This window comes from Nitrospirota bacterium (genome assembly GCA_015233895.1).
Classification (GTDB): domain Bacteria; phylum Nitrospirota; class Thermodesulfovibrionia; order Thermodesulfovibrionales; family Magnetobacteriaceae; genus Magnetomonas.
Map to the genome: position 1 here is coordinate 177,880 of JADFXG010000003.1, position 21,807 is coordinate 199,686.

At 41.3% G+C, this 21,807-nt stretch carries 24 protein-coding genes; 16 read left to right on the plus strand and 8 right to left on the minus strand.

Annotation, left to right across the window (positions count from 1 at the left end; all coding sequences use genetic code 11):
• Positions 1 to 11: 11 nt before the first annotated feature.
• The 3 genes from HQK88_04515 to HQK88_04525 form a co-directional block, all read right to left on the minus strand.
• A complete protein-coding gene (locus HQK88_04515) occupies positions 12 to 1,280 on the minus strand; it encodes a glutamyl-tRNA reductase (protein ID MBF0616066.1) in 1,269 nt (422 codons plus the stop codon).
• Entirely contained in the window at positions 1,277 to 1,990 is a 714-nt protein-coding gene (gene ccsB, locus HQK88_04520) for a c-type cytochrome biogenesis protein CcsB (protein MBF0616067.1), read from the minus strand. Before ccsB ends, HQK88_04515 begins: the two co-directional genes overlap by 4 nt.
• A 99-nt stretch (positions 1,991 to 2,089) precedes the next feature.
• Positions 2,090 to 2,815, minus strand: a complete 726-nt coding sequence (locus tag HQK88_04525; protein ID MBF0616068.1) for a molybdopterin-guanine dinucleotide biosynthesis protein MobB — start codon at positions 2,813 to 2,815, stop codon at positions 2,090 to 2,092.
• Between the two features lie 222 nt (positions 2,816 to 3,037).
• Here HQK88_04525 and lptC point away from each other — a divergent pair, with 222 nt between their 5' ends.
• Genes lptC through rapZ form a run of 6 tightly spaced genes read left to right on the plus strand, consistent with a single transcriptional unit; the run spans position 3,038 to position 7,703 of the window.
• The gene (lptC, locus tag HQK88_04530; protein MBF0616069.1) at positions 3,038 to 3,547 is read left to right on the plus strand and encodes an LPS export ABC transporter periplasmic protein LptC; all 510 of its coding nucleotides are present in this window, start codon (positions 3,038 to 3,040) and stop codon (positions 3,545 to 3,547) included.
• Positions 3,547 to 4,101, plus strand: a complete 555-nt coding sequence (lptA, locus tag HQK88_04535) for a lipopolysaccharide transport periplasmic protein LptA (protein ID MBF0616070.1) — start codon at positions 3,547 to 3,549, stop codon at positions 4,099 to 4,101. Before lptC ends, lptA begins: the two co-directional genes overlap by 1 nt.
• Positions 4,098 to 4,820: an LPS export ABC transporter ATP-binding protein gene (gene lptB, locus HQK88_04540; GenBank protein ID MBF0616071.1), complete on the plus strand. Its 723-nt coding sequence runs from the start codon at positions 4,098 to 4,100 to the stop codon at positions 4,818 to 4,820. Before lptA ends, lptB begins: the two co-directional genes overlap by 4 nt.
• Positions 4,820 to 6,274, plus strand: coding sequence for an RNA polymerase factor sigma-54 (gene rpoN / locus HQK88_04545; protein ID MBF0616072.1), 1,455 nt, complete (start codon positions 4,820 to 4,822; stop codon positions 6,272 to 6,274). The genes lptB and rpoN overlap by 1 nt, the downstream gene beginning before the upstream one ends.
• A 38-nt stretch (positions 6,275 to 6,312) precedes the next feature.
• Positions 6,313 to 6,849, plus strand: coding sequence for a ribosome-associated translation inhibitor RaiA (raiA, locus tag HQK88_04550; protein MBF0616073.1), 537 nt, complete (start codon positions 6,313 to 6,315; stop codon positions 6,847 to 6,849).
• Positions 6,846 to 7,703, plus strand: a complete 858-nt coding sequence (gene rapZ / locus HQK88_04555; protein MBF0616074.1) for an RNase adapter RapZ — start codon at positions 6,846 to 6,848, stop codon at positions 7,701 to 7,703. The genes raiA and rapZ overlap by 4 nt, the downstream gene beginning before the upstream one ends.
• Here rapZ and HQK88_04560 read toward each other — a convergent pair whose 3' ends face one another.
• Positions 7,704 to 9,536 carry a TonB-dependent receptor plug domain-containing protein gene (locus HQK88_04560; protein ID MBF0616075.1) on the minus strand — a complete coding sequence of 611 codons (1,833 nt, stop codon included), beginning with the start codon at positions 9,534 to 9,536 and terminating at the stop codon, positions 7,704 to 7,706.
• A 201-nt stretch (positions 9,537 to 9,737) separates the two neighbouring features.
• Between HQK88_04560 and waaF the strand changes: the two genes are divergently transcribed.
• Genes waaF through HQK88_04585 form a run of 5 tightly spaced genes read left to right on the plus strand, consistent with a single transcriptional unit; the run spans position 9,738 to position 12,769 of the window.
• Positions 9,738 to 10,757, plus strand: coding sequence for a lipopolysaccharide heptosyltransferase II (gene waaF / locus HQK88_04565; protein ID MBF0616076.1), 1,020 nt, complete (start codon positions 9,738 to 9,740; stop codon positions 10,755 to 10,757).
• A 33-nt stretch (positions 10,758 to 10,790) separates the two neighbouring features.
• The gene (locus tag HQK88_04570; GenBank protein MBF0616077.1) at positions 10,791 to 11,960 is read left to right on the plus strand and encodes a hypothetical protein; all 1,170 of its coding nucleotides are present in this window, start codon (positions 10,791 to 10,793) and stop codon (positions 11,958 to 11,960) included.
• Between the two features lie 36 nt (positions 11,961 to 11,996).
• Positions 11,997 to 12,299, plus strand: a complete 303-nt coding sequence (locus tag HQK88_04575) for a DsrE family protein (GenBank protein ID MBF0616078.1) — start codon at positions 11,997 to 11,999, stop codon at positions 12,297 to 12,299.
• A gap of 15 nt (positions 12,300 to 12,314) precedes the next feature.
• Entirely contained in the window at positions 12,315 to 12,587 is a 273-nt protein-coding gene (locus HQK88_04580) for a hypothetical protein (protein ID MBF0616079.1), read from the plus strand.
• 14 nt (positions 12,588 to 12,601) lie between these two features.
• On the plus strand, positions 12,602 to 12,769 hold the full coding sequence (locus HQK88_04585; GenBank protein MBF0616080.1) for a hypothetical protein: 168 nt from the start codon (positions 12,602 to 12,604) through the stop codon (positions 12,767 to 12,769).
• A 238-nt stretch (positions 12,770 to 13,007) separates the two neighbouring features.
• On the opposite strand, the gene HQK88_04590 is transcribed toward HQK88_04585, so the two are convergent.
• From HQK88_04590 to xth, 3 genes are all read right to left on the minus strand, one after another.
• Positions 13,008 to 14,288, minus strand: a complete 1,281-nt coding sequence (locus HQK88_04590; protein MBF0616081.1) for a 4Fe-4S binding protein — start codon at positions 14,286 to 14,288, stop codon at positions 13,008 to 13,010.
• Positions 14,289 to 14,432: 144 nt separating this feature from the next.
• Positions 14,433 to 15,143: a hypothetical protein gene (locus tag HQK88_04595; protein MBF0616082.1), complete on the minus strand. Its 711-nt coding sequence runs from the start codon at positions 15,141 to 15,143 to the stop codon at positions 14,433 to 14,435.
• Positions 15,133 to 15,909 (minus strand): exodeoxyribonuclease III, encoded by a 777-nt coding sequence (xth, locus tag HQK88_04600; GenBank protein ID MBF0616083.1) that lies wholly within the window; start codon positions 15,907 to 15,909, stop codon positions 15,133 to 15,135. Before xth ends, HQK88_04595 begins: the two co-directional genes overlap by 11 nt.
• Before the next feature lie 105 nt (positions 15,910 to 16,014).
• Between xth and HQK88_04605 the strand changes: the two genes are divergently transcribed.
• Complete coding sequence (locus HQK88_04605; GenBank protein ID MBF0616084.1) at positions 16,015 to 18,957, plus strand: glycosyltransferase; 2,943 nt, start codon at positions 16,015 to 16,017, stop codon at positions 18,955 to 18,957.
• Positions 18,958 to 19,072: 115 nt separating this feature from the next.
• Here HQK88_04605 and HQK88_04610 read toward each other — a convergent pair whose 3' ends face one another.
• Entirely contained in the window at positions 19,073 to 19,600 is a 528-nt protein-coding gene (locus HQK88_04610) for a chemotaxis protein CheW (GenBank protein MBF0616085.1), read from the minus strand.
• Between the two features lie 149 nt (positions 19,601 to 19,749).
• On the opposite strand from HQK88_04610, the gene HQK88_04615 reads away from it, so the two are divergent.
• The 4 genes from HQK88_04615 to HQK88_04630 all read left to right on the plus strand — a co-directional run bounded on the left by HQK88_04615 (position 19,750) and on the right by HQK88_04630 (position 21,805).
• On the plus strand, positions 19,750 to 20,424 hold the full coding sequence (locus HQK88_04615) for a hypothetical protein (protein ID MBF0616086.1): 675 nt from the start codon (positions 19,750 to 19,752) through the stop codon (positions 20,422 to 20,424).
• Positions 20,421 to 21,125 (plus strand): endonuclease V, encoded by a 705-nt coding sequence (locus tag HQK88_04620; GenBank protein MBF0616087.1) that lies wholly within the window; start codon positions 20,421 to 20,423, stop codon positions 21,123 to 21,125. The genes HQK88_04615 and HQK88_04620 overlap by 4 nt, the downstream gene beginning before the upstream one ends.
• An 84-nt stretch (positions 21,126 to 21,209) precedes the next feature.
• Positions 21,210 to 21,470 (plus strand): type II toxin-antitoxin system HicA family toxin, encoded by a 261-nt coding sequence (locus tag HQK88_04625; protein MBF0616088.1) that lies wholly within the window; start codon positions 21,210 to 21,212, stop codon positions 21,468 to 21,470.
• Entirely contained in the window at positions 21,467 to 21,805 is a 339-nt protein-coding gene (locus HQK88_04630) for a type II toxin-antitoxin system HicB family antitoxin (GenBank protein ID MBF0616089.1), read from the plus strand. The genes HQK88_04625 and HQK88_04630 overlap by 4 nt, the downstream gene beginning before the upstream one ends.
• Positions 21,806 to 21,807 lie beyond the last annotated feature (2 nt).

A 21,807-nucleotide genomic window follows, 5' to 3' on the forward strand; every position in this document is an offset into this window, starting at 1 on the left:
CAATTAGTATATTATTTCATATCTCCATTAATACCGTACAGCCGTCTTACGGCAGCAATAAGAATGTCCCTGTCCTCGTCATCACTTTTAAGGGCAACCGTCGGGGGATGAATTAGTTTGTTGACAATGGCTGAGGCCATAAGTTCTATAGATTTTTTTTCTTTTTCTCCAAGGCCATCCAGTTTGTTAAAGAGTTTTGTAAGTTCCTCATCGCGAATATCTCCTGCCGTTTTTCTCAATGCCACGATAGTTGGCACAGCATCAAGAGACTGCATCCACTTAAAAAACACTTCAACCTCCTCTTTTACTATCTCTTCAGCCTTAAGAGCCTCCTTCTGTCTTTCGTGAAGGTTTGAATCTACTACCCCCTGCAGATCATCTATATCGTAAAGATACACGTTGTCTATGTCGTTGACGGCAGGGTCTATGTTGCGCGGCACTGAGATATCTATGATAAAGACGGAACGCTTTTTTCTGTCTTTCATTATTTTTTCCATATCAGACTTATTTAAAACATACGATGGCGCTCCGGTAGAACATATTACTATATCGGCTTTGGCCATTTCATGTTTAAACTGTGAAAACTCAATCGCCCTGCCGGAAAACTCCTCGGCAAGCGCACACCCTCTTTCAAAAGTCCGGTTGGCCACTATGACCTCTTTGACGCCAAAGCCTGTCAGATGTTTTGCCGCTAATTCTGCCATCTCACCAGCCCCAAGAAGCATAGAGACTTTATCCGACAACTCTCCAAAAATCTTCTTAGCCAGCTCCACCGCAGCATATCCTATTGAGACAGCGTTTTCCGCTACCTTTGTCTCTGTGCGCACGCGTTTGGCTACAGAGATGGCTTTTTTCATTAGTTTATTTAGAATGATTCCTGATGAGGAATTTTTTAGCGCAAGATCAAATGCACTCTTAAGCTGGCCCAGTATCTGCGGCTCTCCTAAAACCATAGAGTCCAGACTGGATGCTACGCGAAATATATGCCGCACTCCGTCATAGTCTCCCCGCATGTAAAGAGCCGCCTCAAGCTTTTCCCTTTCAATGTTGCGGAGGGCTGAAAAGTAGTCCTTAACGCCTGTTGATATTTTATCTGAGCCAGCACCACTGAGGTATATCTCAACGCGGTTACAAGTTGATAGTATCACGGCTTCATTTACGCCGGTTATACTTTTGAGGGTACTTAACCCCGCAGGGATTTCATCGGCAGCAAAGGCGATTTTTTCCCTTACATCAACATCTGCTGTTTTATGGTTAAGACCGACTACCAGAATGCTCATTTAAACTCGTGTATAGATTTTAAAAGTATGCTTACACCAAAAAATGTAAACAAGACAGCAACAAATCCTGCCACTGACATTATCGCAGAGCGTTTGCCGTGCCAACCGGCGGTAATCCTGAGGTGTATTATGAGGGCATAGAAAAACCATGTAATCAGCGACCATACCTCCTTAGGATCCCATCTCCAAAACGTTCCCCACACTCCTTCTGCCCACACAGCCCCGGAAATAATGGCAAGCGTAAGAAGTGGAAACCCAATGGTTATCAACCTGTAGTTGACCTCATCAAGCACACGGAGGCTTGGCAGGCGGTGGAAAAGCCCGCCCAATTTCTTGGCCTTAACAAAATGCTCCTGAATCAGATACATAACCCCTATGCCGCAGGCTACCGCAAAGGCGGCATCTCCGGTAAAAGCTAAAAGCGTGTGAATCCACAGCCAGTAATTTTGAAGCACCGGGCTCAGTGGATTTATCTCTCGTGGGAGTATCGAGGACGATAGCATTAAAATAAATGCCATAGGCATGATAAATGCCCCAAGCAAACCTACCCTGTATTTAATCTCTATAATGAAGAAAACAATGACCACACTCCAGGCAAACAACGAGGCCGCCTCGTGAAGATTAGCCACCGGCATGTGGCCGCCCTGTATAAACCGCATAAGTATGGACAGCGTGTGCAAGGTAAAACCTGAAATAGCAAAAACTGTCATCCCACCTGACGTTGCCTTTGAGCCTTTTACCAGCTCAAGCACGCCCAGTATTGTTGATATGAAATAACAGGTCAGAGCTAATTCAAATGCTATAACCACTTAAAAACATCCTAAATCACAGCTTTTTATTTTAACATGAAGCCTGTTAGCCTCTGCCCCTAACTCCTTATACGGTATCTCCAACTCCTCTGCTAAGGCTCTTGCCAAAGCGCAGGAGACCCTGCCATCAGTTACTCTCTCAAACAGTCTCTTTTGTATCTCTTTAGTTTTCAGCATTTCTATAATCATCCCTGTACATGTTTTAAAATCCAGCTCCCCGTTATTATATACTGAAGCAGTACAAGTTTTCATCCCCTCCGGCCATTGTTTTATTTTATGGTATGCCTCTGGTGTCTGGAAAACAACGGCAATATCAGATTTTTCAAAAAACTTCTCTGCCGATTCTTTAAACCGTCCTGCATCAGTGCCTAAGACAAAGACGGTAAGATCTGGCCTTACAAAATCCATCGGACTGTTACCTTCAATGATAATCCCCAAAACCCTCGGTAAGTCAAACATTGCAAACCTCAAAGCCTCGTCAAGGGCACTGTACGGGGACTGTACCCACTTTACGGCCACTGCCCCTGCTTGTAAAAGCCGCGTGGAATCTTTACCCTCCTGATTGGCCGTGTCAGCGGCATCAGTAACAGATGTATAAAAGGATGTCTTTGTATACTTTATCGCCGCCCATTTGCCTTTCACATTTTTTAACAACTCTGTGGCAAGCGAGGTTTTTCCGGAGCCGCTGTATGCCCCTCCTATACACACTATTAACGGATTAGCCATTCTTATTTTAAATCACTACCAGTAACCTATTAAGGTAACAGATGTGTAGCAAATAAGTAAACCCCCCGAATTCATAACCTATAGTTTACCACTGTTATAACTCTTCACTCTCTCCTGTTGTTTTTTAACGCTCTCTGCTTAGTGTGAATATTTTATTAATAATTTCATTCGGGTATGAGTTTTGCATTGAAATGAAGTCTGTTTTCATGATACAATCTAAGTGTGAAAAACACTATACCTATAATAGTGGTTGTAGCAGCAACGGTTATTTATATAATGCTTGCAATGCCAGAGAATGATTTAACAAAAAATGTTAAAATTCAACCAGGTGAATCTGTTATGGAAAAGGTCAATATCTACAGAAGCACAGACACAAAGATTATTTGGAGTGCACAAGTGAACAGGCTGATATTAGAGGATAATAGTAAGAAGGCTAAGATTGACGGTATTGAGGCTGATTTTCCTAAAAGCGGAATAACCATTAAAGCCAAAAGCGGTCTCTATAACCTCTCTAACAATACCATTACGGTTGACAGCAATGTGCTGGCTTACAATAAAGATGCTCAGATAACGTCAAAAGATATATACGTTGATTTCAAAACTCAGGCGGTTAGTTCTAAAAGCGGTGTAACAATCACAGGGAAAAATTACACTGTGACTGCTGATTCTTTTAACTCATTAAATGGTGACAATGTAACCTTAAACGGCAATGTAAAGGTGGTTTATAACTGATGGTAAACCACACGGTGGCAAATAAAGCTGAGACAGGAGTAAAGATGAAGATATTTATATCGGCAGCGATTTTACTTGTCGTGACGGCTCTGCCAGGCTTAAGCACCACAGCACTTTACGCACAACCACCCTCCGATAATGAATCTACTTCTATGAAGTTATTTAAAGGAGATAAGAACGTACCTCTGATAATTACAAGTAATCAACTAAGCACTGACAATAAAAACAAAACTGCAACTTTCACAGGCTCTGTTAAAGCTGTAAAGGGTGAGACCACATTCTACGCTGATAAAATGGTCGTGTATTATACTGATGACCAGTCTAAGATAAAACAAATAGATGCAACCGGCAACACTAAACTTATTCGGGGAGAGAAGATAGTCACGGCCGCTAAGACAGTTTATTTTGCAGGCGCTGACGAACACGTTGTCTTTACCGGTAACCCTGTGGCAACAGAGGGCAAAAACACAATAACCGGCACTAAGATGACTTACTACATGAGCGATGACCGCTCTGTTGTGGAAAACAGCCGCGCACATCTTGAGGATAAGTGAACACGATAGAAGCAACAGGGCTGAAAAAGAGTTACTCAAAAAAAACAGTAGTTTGGAATCTGAGTTTAACTCTTAATACGGGTGAAATTGTGGGGCTTTTGGGCCCTAACGGCGCAGGGAAAACAACAACATTTTATATGCTGACAGGAATTATCAAACACGATGCCGGCTCCATTGCCTTAAACAAAAAAGACATTGGCTCGCTCCCCATGTATGTACGGGCAAGGCACGGAATATCATACCTGCCGCAGGAGACCTCGATTTTCAGAAAACTCACGGTTGCTGAAAACATCCAGGCAGTGCTTGAAATTAAAGGAATGAACAGGCAGCAGATTACCGATAAGGTGCAACAGGTTCTTGAGGAGTTTTCCATATCGCACATTGCCGGAAATATAGCTTATACGCTTTCCGGAGGCGAAAGAAGGCGCACAGAAATAGCACGCGCTATCGCCACAGACCCCGTGTTCATTCTCTTTGATGAACCATTTACCGGCATAGACCCGATAGCTATAATAGAGCTTAAAAAAATGCTGACCTACTTAAAAAACCGCGGGCTTGGGATTCTCATTACAGACCACAACGTTCGCGATACACTTTCCATAACCGATCGCGCCTACATAATAAATCACGGCGAGGTGCTGGATGAGGGTACACCGGAAAAACTTATCAGTAACAGAAATGTCAAACAAGCATACCTTGGCGAGGATTTCACTCTGTAATGGCACTTGAGACACGGTTAGAAGCAAGACTATCACAAAAGTTGGTACTGACGCCACAGTTGCAGATGGCGATAAGGCTTCTGCAGTTGCCCCAGCTTGAGCTTACGCAGGCGATAAATCAGGAAATTATAGAAAATCCGTTTCTTGAAGAGCATACGGATGATTTGTATCAGGGGGAATCAGAGGGCGGACCTAGTAACGAGCCGGAGTCACACTCTGATAGCGAAAATGAGGGGGCATATTCAGAGGTTACCATGGAGGGACTTACGTCTTTTTCCGTGGATGAGTACTTTGAAGAGCGCGGGGCAGACGGACGCGATCTTGGATATTTCACTTCCGGAGAGGACGAAAAACCCGGCTTTGAAACTTTTCTCACCGAGTCCTTAGATTTAACAGACCATCTGAAACTTCAATTGGATATGTCAGAGGCACACGGCAGGCTGAAAGAGGCTGCCGAGATGATTATCGGCAATATTGATGAAAACGGCTATTTATGTGCAACCGTTGAAGAGCTTGCAAAGGTGCTTGGCGAGGAACTACCGGTTGTGGAAAAGGCGCTGAGGCTGGTGCAGAGATTTGATCCGCCGGGAGTAGGTGCGCGTAACATAAAAGAGTGTCTGATAATACAGATAAAACTTCTGGGACTTGAGAATACGTTAGTAGAGAAAATTGTAGGAAACAATCTGGAGGACCTTGAAAAGAAGAAATACCAGGCTATCGCCAGAAGTTACCGTGTAACCCTTGAGGAGGTAATGGTAGCTGTTAAGATAATCGAGGGACTTGAGCCAAAGCCAGCCAGAAATTTTTCCAACGTCAGTATCTCTTTCATCACACCGGATGTATATGTGGAACGTGTGGATGACCTCTATAAGATAATCCTAAACGATGAACACACACCACGCGTGCGGATAAGCAGCAGATACCGGGAGCTTTTAAAAAGTAAAAACATTCTGGATAAAACAGAAAAGCAATTCCTCTTAGAAAAGTATCGTTCTGCCACATGGCTGATAAAGAGCCTTGATGAGCGTAACCGCACAATATACCGTGTGACGGAGAGCATTCTGAGGCGTCAGCGGGAGTTTTTCGAAAACGGCATACAATATCTCAAACCACTTAACCTTAAAACAATAGCCGAGGACGTAAGCGTCCACGAAAGCAACATAAGCCGCGTCACTTCAAACAAGTACCTTGCGTGCAGCCACGGGGTGTATCCGTTCAGGTTTTTTTTCAGCAACTCTCTTGGCTCAGATGACGGCGATATATCCTCAACAACAGTTAAGGAACTGATAAAAAAAATCATAAGCGAGGAGGATAAAACTAACCCGTTAACAGATCAGAAATTAATGGACATTCTAAGCGGTAAAGGGATAAAAATAGCAAGGCGCACACTTGCCAAATACAGAGAGGAGCTAAACATTGCTCCGCACACAAAGAGGAAAAAAATAGCCAATTAGATATAATAGGCATACATAATAAAAACACTGGAGGCACTATGAACGTAAATATTACCGGACGTAATTTCGACATAACGGAGTCAATAAAGGACTATGCGGAGGGCAAACTCAAGAAGTTTGCCAAGATGCTCGTTCATGAGTGTGACGCTATGGTAGTCTTAACGGTAGAAAAGTACAGACACAAGGCAGAGGTACTGATAAAGTCTAACGGGGTGCTGATTCAAGCCGAATCAATAACAGCGGAGATGTACTCGTCAATAGATGAGGTGCTGGAGAAACTGGAGCGTCAGATAAAAAAGTACAAGGACAAATTAACGTCAAAGAGAAAAACACTGGCTAAAGGCTCAGCCTCACACACCGAGCAAACAGAAAATGTCCTGGCAGAATCCAACCCGATACGAATAATCAAACGCAAGAGATTTGACATGAAACCGATGCCACCCGATGAAGCTGCCATGAATCTTGAGCTTCTGGATAAAGACTTTTACGTTTTTTCAAATGAAATCACAGGCGATGTAAACGTGATTTACAGAAGAAAGGACGGGGATTTTGGACTTATAGAGCCGACGCGATGAGTTCTAAGACTTTCATCCTGATAGTGACAGGTATGTCAGGGGCAGGAAAGACAGTGACTTTGCGGGCACTTGAGGACAGCAGTTACTTTTGTGTGGATAATCTACCGCCATCGCTGATTGATGATTTTGTAAAGATAACAGCAAAGAGCGCCGAGGTAGGCAGCATAGCCATAGGGATGGACGTCAGGGAAAAAAGTTTTCTTGCCGATTTAGAGTCAACCCTTGAGCATTTAAGAACAGCTTATACGCTTCAGATACTTTTTTTAGAGGCAGAGACAGATGTATTAATACGGCGGTTTAAGGAAACAAGGCGGCCTCACCCTCTGCAGAAACTCTATGACGGCAGCATGGAAAAAGCTATGGAGAGTGAGGAGGAGCTGCTTAGACCGCTTAGAGATGAGGCCGAAACTATCATTGATACCTCATCATACACCCCGCATCAGTTGAGAACCCATATAACATCGCTTTTTGGAGGGGGTTCATCAGCGTCATTAAAAGTTACACTGATTTCATTTGGTTTTAAAGCCGGCACTCCGCATCATTTGGACATGTTGTTTGATGTGCGGTTTCTTGCCAATCCACATTTTGTCGAAGCCTTAAGGCCCCTTACCGGGCTTGATATCTCGGTAAGTAATTACGTCTTAGAAAATCCTCTTACAGTGGAATACCTTAAAAAGGTAGAGGATTTATTGGATTTTCTCATACCAAATTATATAAAAGAGGGCAAATCGTTTCTCACCATAGGAATAGGCTGCACGGGGGGACGCCACAGGGCTCCGGCTATAACCCAAAAAATTGCAGCTTTCATCTCCAAACATTCCCTTAACGTGGAAACCATCCACAGAGACATTTAATTAGAAGTTTACCTTTACGCCGCCATAAATAATACGCCCGTTGTAGATGTGGTTTGCGTAAAAAATAAGAGAATCATTAAAAATATTGTTGCCCTTTACAAAGAGGCCAACATTCAGATTATTATCCCTATATACTTCTTTGGAAAGATTAAGGTCAAAAATCATGGCGTTATTGCCCAAAAATGTGTAGTAGTTATCGTATTTAGAGGGGTCATAGTACCATCTGATGTAGTGGCCTTTAAGTGAAGCGTTTAAAACCTTAGGATTGCGGTATTCAACACCTAAATCGTAGCTGTATTGAGGGGTGTCTTCAACCTTCTGTCCGGTATCGGCGTTTTTAGCATCGGTATAGGAACATCCCAAAGTTATGGTTGTATGATAAATCGGTGCGGTTTCAGTTTCCACCTCCACACCCTGACGGATTTGCCTGATATCGTTTTGCATCTGAAAGGTGTTTGATGATATGGTTTTCATAGTGAAAGCATCCCAAACGTCATGCCTGAAAAGAGAGGTCTTAAACCACAGGTATTTTAGTATGCCGCTTTCTATGCCAGCCTGGTAAGAGATAACCTTTTCTACTTTTAATTCAGGATTTGCAATATAATTGGTGTCCCCGGCCCTTATAGATACAGAGGAGTACTTAGCAGGGACAGCGTTAAATCCCCTGGTTACAAAAAACCGTAATAAGGTAGTTTTGCCTAAATCGTATGTAACTCCAAGGCCGGGACTTACAAATGCTCCGCCCTGTGTTAGCCAGTCGTATCTGATACCGGGAGTTATGGTAAACCTGCTAACAGGAATAGTATCGTTAACAAAAACCGCCCACTTTGTAAAATAAGCCTTCCCGCTTTCTATTGTATCGGTCTTAAGAATTTGGTAATCATAATCGCCGCCTGTCACCACGGAATGCCCGGGCGGACTCCACTTGACGTTTACACTGCCGCCATAATCAGTATCTTTTACAATCTCCTTTCCATTTACCATTTCTACCGTATGGTAAAAATCTGAGGTCCTGAGTGAAACATTAAAGTCTGTTGATTCACTTAATTTGGAATTTACGTTAAGCGTTGTGTACAAAGAATCGTTATAATCTGTCATTTGAGGATTAATCGGCTCACCTGAGGTCTTATTGTATCCCAGAGTGAACCGCATAACTGTATTTTGAGACAAAGCAACTTTAAACTTACTGTAAAAGTTGTGTTGATCGTTTGAAAGCTCAGAATTATAACCATCAGAAAACTGCCTGCCGTAGAACACATAATACCCCAGTGGTCCAACCTTACCGTTTAAAACAACCCGTTCATCCTGGGTATTATAAGATCCATAAGCACCCTGAAGCTTCATACTGATTGGTTTTTCACTGTAATTATCCTTTGTTATGATGTTAATTATACCGCCAAGCGAGGAACCCCAGGTGGAGGAGGCCGGGCCTTTGATGATTTCTATTCTTTCTATGTTTTCCACAGGAATGGTTTGTAAAGTAATGGTACCTAAAGATATATCATTTAAAGTTACTCCGTCTATTATAACTCTTACATGGTTTGTTGTCTCAGTTCCCTGAATGTGGGATTCTACACCTGCTCCGCCAGGAATCATCCTTGTCTGAAAACCGATAACATATTTTAAAACATCGGCAAGAGTGACAGCGCCAATTGCCTCTATGTCAGAAGCAGTAATCACAACTATGTTTTCAGCCACCTGGGATGTTGACTTAAGATACCTGGTCGGAGTTATAACCAAATCCTCTTTTTTGAAATACATGGAAAGCACCTTCTCATCGGTGTCATCAGTCCATGACAGCGCGATGCTGTTTGAGGATAACAACAAAGCCAATATAAGGCTAATTTTAAATATAGTCTTCACTTTGAGTGAGCATATTGTAACTTAAAAATCTATTAAAATCAACATATTTTATAACGAATGTCACAAATATTAACAAAAAGTAATAATGTTATTTTAGGGCTATGTTTAGAAATGTAAAACACCTGTGCTGATAGTGTATAATTAAACGCAGCACGATTGTGGGAGAGAATTTTGTACGAAAAAATTTTAGTAATAAAGCCAAGCTCTTATGGTGATGTGATTCATGCGCTGCCGTTTTTACAGGCATTAAAAAACAAATATCCAAAAGCTGAAATCCACTGGGTGATAGCTGCTTCACTTAAGAGTATTCTTTATAACCATCCATTGATTGACCGTCTGTGGGTAATCGAAAAAGACAAGTGGAAAAATATAGGGAGAATCACTGATACCATCAGAGAATTGCGCTCTCTGAGAACTGAACTCAGAAGAGAGCGGTACTCCCTTGTTGTGGATTTACAGGGGCTCCTCCGAAGCGGAGTAATTGCGCAGATGAGCGGATGCAACAACGTTATCGGCTTTAAAGAGGCACGGGAGGGCAGCAGATTTTTTTATACTCAGTTGATTGAAGGCGGACGTGACGTCCATGCCGTTGACAGATACCTTAAAGTTGCGGAGTTTTTGGGCTGCGATGTTTCCACTGTTTCGTTTCCGCTAAACCTAAGTGCGGAGCCCCCTAAGGTGATTGATGAACTCCCGTGGGAACGCTTAAGCAGGGAGGGATTTGTGGTAATGGTGCCGGGTGCCAGATGGGAAACAAAGCGATGGCCGCCATCTTATTTTGGCTGTCTTGCCGCCTTGCTGCCTATTTCCACTATCATCATAGGCTCAAAGGATGACATGGAGGCAGCGGATGAGGTTGTAAGGTTTTCCGGTGGAAAGGCTCTAAGCCTCGCCGGCAGAACCGGACTGGCTGATGCAGAGTGGATTATTTCAAAGGCAAAATTTATGGTATCTAACGACACAGGCCCAATGCACGTGGCAGCAGCTCTGGGCGTGTGGGTTTATGCTATTTTTGGACCCACTGAGCCTCTGAGAACCGCTCCTTATGGCAAAAACAACACCATCATCAGGAATTCTCTCAAATGTATGCCGTGTTTAAAAAAAAAATGTTACCTAATTGAGTGTATGAGGGATTTATCTTTTCACACTGTTTATGAAATAATAAGAGAACGTGAGTCTTTCCGGACTTAGAGTGTCGTAAAAAAATGAACTACCGGAGGTAAGATGAGATATAAATCAGGGATGCAATTGATGATGTCAGCTGTGGTATTGTTTGTGTTTTCCGCCTTTGGTTTAGCACAAGGGATTCCGGAGGGGGGAGAGCCCTTTATGTCTTCCCAAAAGTGTTCAGCCTGCCATCCTGCCATATTTAAAGAATGGTCAAGCTCTATGCACGGCAAGTCGTCGCTTCATAAAGACAGCGCCCATGCTGCTATGTATAACGCATTTCTTGCGGATATGCAAAAAGATAACATTGAGGCCGGTTATAACTGTGCCACATGCCACATGCCTATGGCAGACAATATTACGGATATACTAAGCGGAAAAATAAAACCTGACGAAAAAAACCTGCTTGAGCAAGACGGAGTAGGCTGTACATTTTGCCACAGGATTGAAAACACAATGCCAGGTAAAGACAGAAACACCTGCGTTATAAACAAAGACGGCAGTTTCTTTGTAAGTAAACCCAAGAACAAATCGCCCCACAAGACGGCCTCCAACCCTATGTTTTCAAGCGGAGAGCTGTGCCTTGGTTGTCATGGGTTTTTTGTAAATTCCAAAAATTTTACAATCTGTGCTATGAAAGATGAAGGGACAGGGAACTGTCTGTCGTGCCATATGCAAAAGATAGCCGGAGAGCCGGCTCTTTTGTCAACAGCAACTGAACACACCTCTCATGCCATATCAGGTGGACATGATGAGGAAATGTTGAAAAAAGCGGTAACTCTTGATGTCAGGTCAGATGGCAAAAACCTTCATGTCAGGGTAAAAAACAACACGGCACACGCCTTTCCATCAACTATGCCGATGAGAATGGCTTTTGTAACGGTCACCTTCAGAGACTATGCAGGGAAGGCGCTGTGGACCAATATAAAGGAAAACCCTGTGGCTGATGATAAACAATCCGTCTTTATAAAGGTCTTTAAGAGTGGTGATAAGACAGGGGTTCCTGCATGGAAAGCCGATGCCGTGGCGTTTGATACAAGACTTAAAGCGGCTGAAGAGCGGCACCTGACTTATCCGATAACAGGGGGTGACGTAAAAACCGCCGACGTTTACATCATGTACAGATTGTTCCCCCCATCTGCCATTGATAAGTATAGTATTCCCAAAGAGGGTTTAAACGATAACTCAATTATTGTAATAAAAAAAGAATTAACACTGAGCAAATAACATAACCGTAATGAAATACAAAGGAGGACAGAGTAAATGACAATCGGTTTGCTGATTACGCGTGATGGTTTCAGCCAGGACATCATAGGGCTGACTAAAGCGGCTGTGAAAAAGGGGCATCAGGTAATATTGTTTATGATGGATGATGGGACACGGCACACACAGAATAAAGATATTGTGGCACTGAAGGATCTGCCAGGGGTCACTATGAGTTTGTGTGACCACAGCGCCAAACTTAGGAACATAACAGAGGACATGATTCCTAATGGCTGTGCGGCAGGCAGTCAGTATCAGAATTCAGTTATGAATCAGGATGCCGACAGGGTTCTGACAATATAGTGATGGAGGAGACAAATGGCTAAGAAGATTGCCGTATTAGTTAGAGACAGACAGGGAGAGGCATTGAGGATGAGTGTTGGCATAACGGTCATGGATGACATCATAGAGGTGTTTATTTTGGACAATAAGGTAGTATCCAATGAAGAGAACGACATGAATATGGATATGATTAAAGAAATGGATATGACCATGTTTACAAACATAAGTAACTATGATGACATCAAGTACATATCAACAGAGGAAATTGCTAAGAAACTTCTTGAGTATGATAACATAATAGCCTATTAACGCAAGGGGGTATAATGAAGGTACTGTACATATTAAAACAGGATGCAAGTGAAACTGCAAAGACATTTATAGAAGTGCAAAAAAAACTTGCCGAGGTAACAGTCGTTGACCTCAGAAAAGACAAAAACTATGACGATATAATTGACAAAGTAGTTGCAAGCGACAAAATAATTACCTGGTAACAGTTGTTTTATATGGAGATAGGCACGTGCAGGATGCTATACCCGTTATCAGATGAGTGTAAAACTAATCTGAGACGGGACGTGCCCTTAAGTCGTATAAACTTTATCAGCGCGATTTGGCATAAGCTAATGTCCGCCGCAAATAACGAAGGTTGGGTCTTTGTGTGACTTAAATGTCCTGCATTGGAGTCAATTTTCACTGCCTATTAACAATTGTAGTTTCTCGTCCTTAATAAAGTTACATCAGACATTTTTTGAATTTACCTACATGCAGTGGATTCCATTTTATTTTTACCTTACCCGTGACAAGTGCACTTAGTAGTGAAGTCCGGTTATTAATTACTTTAACCCAGGTTTCAGAGTCGGCTGTTAGTTTGGTCATGTTTGTATCAGAAACATTTTCGAGGATTTCTACCTTTGATTCATGTATAGATACGCAGAACGTGTCTGGCTCTTTTCCTGTAAATTCAAACAAAAGTTTTAGATTGACACCCTTTGCCGCCACTTGATTAAATGCAAGAGTGATCCCTTTTTTAAAAGATTCTATAGAATTAGGCCGAATTGTGTTGTTAACAAACCGGAGTGTCTTATCAGGGTTTTTAGAAGCGCTCACATGCCCTATAGTGTTTGGGATAACATAGACATTTTCTTTTTTTGTTCTAAGCGGCATTACTATTGTTTCAAAATATAGCTTTTTGTTATTAGTGTAGTCTTTAAGACTCTCTTTTCCAGCCGGACACACCGCCATGCAGTATGAACACCTGTACATACTGCCCAGAGTCAAAGATTGCCATTTGTTCATGGTCTCAGTGTCATTGTGCTTTGCTCTGTAGGCTTTGATGCTTTTTGATGAAACCACACCTTCAATCCAGTCCTGGAAGCCGCCAATCAGGTCATGGTAATTATGCATCGCACAGGACATAAAATTAAAATCACCAGTTTTATCAATAGCTCCAACCGGACAGACAAATGAACATAGTTTGCAATTTATACATATCTTATTTTCAATGGGGTGATCATATTTGTCTAAACCGGCATCAATAAGAATTGTCCCCAATGAAATAGTGTTTCCATAAATGGGATGAATGACAAGTCGGTTAAGGCCCATATTACCAATACCAGCCTCGGTTGCTATTGTCTTATGGCTAATATCCCAAATCTTACCCGGCCAGCGGGAAAAATCCATAGGAAACCCTGCCGGCACCGACACGCCTCGTATTCCAAGGGCATTTAGCCTGTTTATAACAGCCTGTGAAACATCAGAAAGCTTACGGAAAGATTTTATAAATTCATCGTTAACCACAGGCAACGACTGGCTTTGAACACTGTCGCGGTTTGCTTTTTTAATGATTGACATCAGAGTTTTAGTCCGGTTAAAGGCCTTCAATATATCTTTAACTTCATGAGATATAGTCTCTCTGGTAATTTCTACAAACCCAACGTCGTCTGCCCCCTCATCAAGGCAAATTTGTCGCAGTACGCTGTTGGAAAAAAACTTTTCTTGTGTAGTTTCCGTCATAAACTATCCCTCCTTCAATATTACCTTGACATACCAACTGGTATGTACGATAGATTATATCGCATACCAATTGGTATGTCAATAGTGCAGTTTAAAAAATTTAAACATTTAGCAAGTTAATGGTAGATCCGTTTGTGGTTAATCTTATAGCAGCGTATTTCTGATTGCAAGCATTTCATTACCGTTTTTTATAAAGCTGTAGTCAGTCTTTATAATTGTAAACTCAAGAGATTGAAGTTCAATGTCACTCATTAGTTGGCTTATGTACCGGGATGTTATTCCTTGTAAATTTACAAGTGGAAAAATACGTATTTCATTTTTTGTGATTTTAGCAAGTTCTTTTATTGTATCTTTATGAAACTTATAGTCAAGCAAATCCTCGTAAAGAAAAAGAAAATGCGATACCAGCGTTATGTCGAACTGATTTTCTAAAAAGTTTGAAAATGGGTATTCCACGTTTAAATACCGCTTATTCCTAAATTCTTTGTAGTCTTCAATGAACAGAGTTAACGCATTAAGCCTTGTTGCCTTTAACGCATCAATATCTTTGAAGTATTCCCAGTTGTAATTGTGCGCGACAGATGGCATTTTTTTCATTATCTCCTCAACATCAGAGAGACCCTTTTCATATATTTCCTCTGGTAAATGATTATAAATAACATCAGAAGCAGTTACATTATATCCCTTTGCATTGGCCTCTGCGCAAAATGAACTAACGCCTGAGGCAACGTCAAGAATACTGGTATCCGATTGGGAAATGTCCCTGAGATTAAACATATGATAATACTCATCAAAAACCCGCCCCAATAAAACCACTCTGTTAATATCGAGGTGATTTGTTTTGTCAAGTGACATCAAACTCAGCGATAAGTGGTGCGTGGTCAGAAGGCTTTAGAGTTTTCTTCTTTCTTGGCCATACATCAGCCTCTACAGAGCGCAGGTTTTTAATCATATCCTTTGTAGCTAATACGTAGTCAATTCTAAGTCCCTGGTCTTTCCATATAGCAGCACCGTATGCCCACCATGTGTATTGTCTGGCATCGGGATGCAAATGCCTGAAAGCATCAGTAAGTCCTAAGTCAATAACTCTTTGCAGTGACTCTCTTTCCTCAGGCATGGTAGCAATTGTGTCGTGATACGCTTTGGGGTCATAGACGTCAATATCAGCCATGGTTACATTAAAATCACCGACTATAATTATATTTTCACCCGCCTTAGCAATATGGTCAAGCAAAGACTTGTACCAGTTTAATTTATAGTAATACTTCTCTGCGCCTCTTTCGTCTCCATGCGGGGCATAGACATTTATTAAACTAATGTTACCAATATCAGCTTGTATGACCCTTCTTTGAGCATCCTCACTGTCTGTGGTAAATCCGCGTTTTACGTTGGTAAGCGGCAGCTTTGAGCATATTGCCACACCGTTGTAAGCTTTCTGGCCAAATGTCTCACAGTGAAGAAAGCCGTGTGAGTTAAAAAACTCATGGGGAAATGTCTCATCCACTCCTTTTAACTCCTGAAGGCAAAACACGTCTATGTCGTTTTCACGACGCTTAAGCCACTCTGCAATCAGTTCAAGGCGCTGTTTTATCGAGTTTACATTATATGAACATATTTTCATAATTCAGCCTTATTTATTATAATATAATACTACGCAGGTTGTCCTGCCGCATTACTTAACTATATCATGTACTAATCCAAATCTAAAGTTTTATAATACAACCGTATGGGATGCCTTAAGTTTTCGGTTGTGACAGTCTCCTATAATCAGGGGAAATACATAGAGGAAACCATCGTAAGCGTTCTCAGGCAGGATTACCCTGACTTTGAACATATCATAATTGACGGCGGTTCAACTGATAACACACTCGATATTCTCAGGAGCTATCCCCACCTGATATGGGTATCGGAGCGTGACGAGGGTCAGGCTGATGCCATAAATAAGGGATTTAAGATGGCTACCGGAGATGTCATCGCATGGATAAACTCAGACGATTACCACTACCCCGGAGCATATCATAAGGTAGCCGCTGCGTTTAAGGACAATCCCGAGGCAAGCGTTATATACGGTGATTGTCTGTACTATTTTGAAAACTCCGCAGAACACTACGTTAATATTAACTCCGAGCTTGACTTTGAAAAAATGCTCCGTTACTGGAGCCACAATGTGCCGCCTAATCAGCCCTCCGTGTTTTTTAAACGCGGTTTGCTTGAGGAATTTGGCAACATTGACACATCCTTAAAATACATGATGGACTATGATTTATTCCTCAGGTTTGCTCAAAAGCACAAGTTTTACTATATCCCGGAGACTCTGTCTGTCTATCGCTTTCACAAGGAATCCAAAAGCGGATTTGCCAACTGGAGTGTCTTTTACCCCGAAACCCGTGAAATCTATAAACGATACAAACACCTTTCATCTCAGCACCCTGACAAACCAATTGGTACACTTGCGATTCCTTTTGTTAAAGCTCTGCATGAAGAGTCAGAGTGGCACATGAAATCGCTAAAAAACACAATAACACAAATTTTGACTCAAATAAACCGGGACCTTGAAGTGCTGATTATAACGGATGTCCTCGGTGCTGACGAGGTTTTAGACATATACGATACTCACCTCGATATTGAGGTTATAGAAATTAACAAAATGTCGCAGTTTTTGTTTTATCAGGCAGTTGCACTGCACGCAACCGGATATTTTGTTCATTTTCCATCCATAACTGAACCACTTCATACCGGTTGGTTTAAGGATTCAATTAATGTTCTCTTAGATTACACTGAAAAATTATACTTCTATGATGTGTGGATGAGGGGAAAGACACATCCGGTTATTCCTGAGGGTGAGTTTCCAGGGCCTCAGGTTTCCATAAGAAGGAGTTTTTATGAGTGTTTTAAACCATTTTCTGCCTGTACGGTCACTGATAAGCCTGAGTTCACAGTTGTCATGACCTATGCTGGTAGTTTCCCGCTGCTTCTTCACACCATTTACACTGTAACTGAGCAATGTAAAAATATGGAAATAGAAATTATAGCGGTTTTACCGAAGGGATTAAGCAGCAGAAGCGAATGGTTAAATCATGTGAAAGGTCTCAGAGTTGCCACACTCTCTTCAGATGTTACTTTAAGTGGATTATTATCAACCGAACCGATAAACGGCAAATACGTTGTGTTAGTACACGGGGCATGTGAAATGAAAGCGGGGTTTTTTGATGAAATAAGGGAATCCTTCTTACGAATCAACCGTTGCGGCTTTTTAGGCGTAAGAGTGGTAAATTGTGAGGGGCAGGTAAAAAATATCGGCGCTACTATGTGGGCAAACGGCTATTTTACTAACCATCTGGACTTTGGAGAAAATCCTTATTCCGATAAATGTAATTTTCTCAGGGAAATTGATTTCTATGCTGAGGGATGTTTCGCTGTAACAGGAGATATTTTAAGAGATTATGCACTCAATTACCGTACTTACAAAACTGATTTATATGAAGCCGCAGATTTGTGCTTTTTTGTAAGAAGCCGCGGACTTAAAGTTTTTTATTTACCGGATACTGAAGCCTCCCTGATTGCACCCGATGAAAACTACATCGAAAAACCAAAAACTGACTCACACATAAAGGATGAGTTGTTGTTTAGAGACCGCTGTGCGTTTTTAGAGAGGTGGAAAACGCAGCTTACGAGTAACCACTATACACGTGACTATGAATTTTCAGACAGAACCTATGTTTATGGTAAAACTCAAGGGGTTTTGTTTGTTACCACTATGCCCTCTGCAACTGATACACCAAACAATGGTTTTAACTTGCGTGCATTAACCGCAGAGTTAATGGACAGAGGCGTTAAAGTTTCATTTTATCAAGAGAGCGGAATCTTAAAAAACCAGATTGCAAACTTTTCTGAATTTCCCGGCATTGAGGTTTGCCACGATATATGGGAGTTTGAAGAGTTTATCAGAGTAAACAGGGATCGCTTTGATTTAATATGGCTTAAGGGACGCACAAGTTCGTTTTATAAACTCGGAATCACACGTACGTGCAACTGTAATTCAAACGTATTATGTGAGATTGAAAACAGACAGTGGGATGTTTCACATAGCCGTGGGGTTAGTGAATATGAACGGGAAAAACTCCTTGAGATTTATAATCTCCAGTGTGAGTTTATTTATAAATATGCTGATTACTTAGTGGTTAACTCCAAAGCCGTAAAAGTAGATTCAGCCTCCATGAAAACTTTAGAATACACGGATGTATCAGAACAGAGTTTAAGTGAAATCATAAAAAAAGGTAAAAACTTAAACAGTTGCGTGAACATATCAGCCATGCTTAAAGAAAAAGATGAAATTGTCTCTGTAACGCTTGATGAATTAAGAAAAATCATCCCTAAAGTTGAAGACAGGGAAATATATATATGGGGTGCGGGCACAGCCGGTATTTCCACAAGATTTATGATCAATGAAATTGGTTTTTACGTAAATGGATTTATAGACGGTAATCCTGAAAGATGGGGGACGGAGTTTTATGGACTTTATGTGTACTCCCCTGATTCACTAAAAAACCGGCAGGACAAAAGGCCGTTTGTTGTTGTAGCCTCAATGTATTTTACCGAAATAGGAAAGCAGCTCTCTGGTATGGGATATATGGAAAAGTCAGATTTTGTAAATAATGTTTTCTATTAATAGCAGTCTGTCAAGGAACTCTTAAAAAGATTAATCCGCAAATTGTTTTTATCTGCGTCCATCTGCGCAATCTGCGGATAAAATACTTATTCTGTAACCTTTGTCAGGGAGTTTCTCAAGCGTGCAGCACCGCCACCTCCTCTTCTGTCTCTAAAGAAGTACGTCCGCCTTTCATATCACTAACAATCGTTAACTCATCAGCTGAAAATATCATGTCTATGTCCAGAATTATAATGAATTCCTCATCCTGTTTACCCATGCCCTCGATATACTCGTTGCTTAACTGTGTGCCTATCTTTGGAGGCGGCTCAATTGCAGACTTTTCCAACTCCATAACCTCCTTAACGCTGTCAACCATAGCACCCAGTACTATCTTCTCATCCTCCATGTTAACCTCTACAATCACTACACAGGTGTCCACTGCCTTTTCCGTATAGGACATCCCAAATTTCTGCTTCAAATCTATGACGGGTACAACGCTGCCGCGCAGGTTAATAACTCCCCTCATAAACTCCGGCGTTCTGGGCATTTTAGTAACTGTGGTAAATTCTAACACCTCACGTATTTTCTCAATGTGAATGGCAAAAACCTCGTCATCCAGCTTAAATGTAAGAAATTGTAAAAAATTAGTTTCCTCAGCCATTTAATACCTCCGCTTTGCGCCATCATGGTGTTCTGCCTTTGCTGTACTATTCCAACTTATCATAAATGCTCTGAAAATAGCAAGGAAAATATTTGTATTTTTCTCAGACTTATGGTAATCTGAGCTCATGTGTGGACAGGGGGGAATTTATGTTTAATTTTTGCATAAGTACTGCGTTTACAAAATGTTTTAGGATATTTTTTCTTATAGCTTTGTACTTTTTACTGACAGGTTTTACGTTTCAACAAAATAGAACCACTGTCTTTGATGTATTGCCAACGGACAATGACAGTATTGTTTTTTTTGGTGACAGCATAACACATTTCTGTGAGTGGAGTGAGTTGTTTTCAGATAGAAGGATAAAAAACAGAGGGATCGGGGGAGATACAACAGAAGGACTGCTACAAAGAGTTCATCAGATAGTAGAGATGAAACCCAAAACAGTATTTATCATGATTGGTGTAAATGATGTGTTTAGCGGCTTTAAAACTGAAATTATATTAAGTAATTACAAGAAAATCCTGGACATTCTTTTAAATAAGTCCGGTAAAACAAAAATATACGTACAAAGCACTCTGCCTGTTGTTTCAGATGATATAGCAAAAAGCATAGAAATAAATAATGAAATTATAAAGCTGAATAAAGGGCTAAGCGCAATGGTGTCAAAATTAAATAATCCAAATATAAAATACATAGACTTACACAATGATTTTGTAATGCCCGGTACCGGGGTGCTTAACTTTAAATACACGGTGGATGGCGTACATTTAAGCGGCAGTGGGTATCTGCTTTGGAAATCACTGATAAAAGATTATGTAAAGTGAAAACTGTGGAAACAGGACGCTATCGCCATCAACTTGCAGAGGCAGCGGCTCTTCAGATTGAGCTGTCCAAATCAATTATTTTACAGCCCTTTAAAGGCACGCTCAGGTACATTGCTGGTGTGGATGCGGCATTCATTGATGACACGATAATAGCCGCAGCTTGTTTGTACGAATTCACCTCTGATGAGGAAATCTCTAAAAAACATCTTCAGAAAACAGATGAAAAAACCGTGCTAAGAAATGTGGAATTCCCTTATATTCCCGGTTTTCTGTCATTCAGAGAGGCTCCGGCAATGATTGATGCCCTGAGGGCACTTATAACTCCTCCCGATATTATACTGGTTGATGGCCAGGGGATAGCGCATCCAAGAGGTTTTGGTTTAGCCTCACACATCGGTGTTTTAATGGGGTTACCTACAGTAGGCTCTGCTAAATCCAGACTGATCGGAAACTACATAGAACCAGACACTGTAAAGGGCAGCACTTCAGAGCTGCTTACCGGCACAAAAAAAGTTGGCACTGTGCTAAGAAGCCGTAACAACGTAAAACCACTTTTTATCTCACCTGGCCATCTTGTGGATTTTAACGATTCCGTCAGAATTGTCCTTGATTGTACCACTAACTACAGACTGCCGCAACCGATAAGGTGTGCCCATAATCTGGCTGCTGTAAGAAAGGTTAAAGGTTTGAAAAAGAGTTAGCTTCTATCGAAGAGACTAATCCCAAACACAGCATGTAACTAAACAATAGTTGCATAAATTTTGTTTTTCTGCTACAATAAAAGTGTGGGAAAGATGGAGAAATTGTTACAGAGGTTTTTGTCAAAACCCAGTGACTTTACTTTCGATGAACTTAGTGGGCTTCTAAGAGGTTTAAACTATGAAGTAATAAAGTTAGGCAAAACCTCAGGCTCAAGAGTTGCGTTTGTAAACCGTAACACAGGACATATAATAAGACTACACAAACCGCATCCAAACCCTGAACTTAAACGGTATCAATTAGATGACATTGAAACATTATTACGTAAAATGGGGGTGATAGAATGAAAGACGTATTAACGCACAAAAATTTTGTCGGTTCTGTACGTTTTAGTGCTGCTGATATGACATTTCACGGAAAGCTTGAGGGCATAAGTGACCTGGTAACATTTGAAGGACAAAGTGTCATGGAGCTGACAAAAGCATTTCATGAAGCCGTTGATGACTACGAAAACATTTGCAAAGAAGCAGGCAAAAAACCTGAACGCTCTTATAAGGGCAGTTTTAACGTAAGGATACCTGCAGAGTTACACAGAAAAGCTATTGAGAGGGCAACTATGACAGGAATACCCCTTAATCAACTTGTGCAAAAAGCTCTGGAGGAAAAACTATCTGATGTTTGATA